At 36.5% G+C, this 436-nt stretch carries 1 protein-coding gene; it reads left to right on the top strand.

What is annotated here, in order from left to right; genetic code table 11:
- Positions 1-150 precede the first annotated feature (150 nt).
- Positions 151-436, top strand: a 286-nt coding sequence (locus A3860_RS40505) for a hypothetical protein (protein ID WP_216823413.1), incomplete at its 3' end; no start/stop codon positions are given.

The raw sequence follows: 436 nt of genomic DNA on the forward strand, positions 1-436 counted from the left end.
CGCTGAATAGTTGAAAAACCGATAATTATATAAGTTTTTTACATAATTATACAACTATTTAAAACACTGAAAACCTTAGCTTTGGGTTAATAAGTGCTGGCAGGATATTTGTAATATTGATGATATTCATAATTTTGTATTAGTCCACAGGTGAAACAGAACACGACCATACAGTTAAAAGCGATTTTTCTACTCATTGTATTTAGCTTAAATACGCTCGTAGGGTTTGCCTGCGCTGTAGGTTTGAATATGGGATTTAATGCAAAACATCATCACCATGATGATGACCCGGTTTCTACCGCAACAGCAACTTCCCATCACCATGAGGGCACAACACCTCATCATCATGACGAACTGGCTAAAAGCAATGCAACAGAAGATGATAATTGCTGCACCGAAAATGCGACCCAATTTTCACAATTAGATAAACTTCTTG

Source organism: Niastella vici (assembly GCF_002077945.1).
GTDB lineage: Bacteria > Bacteroidota > Bacteroidia > Chitinophagales > Chitinophagaceae > Niastella > Niastella vici.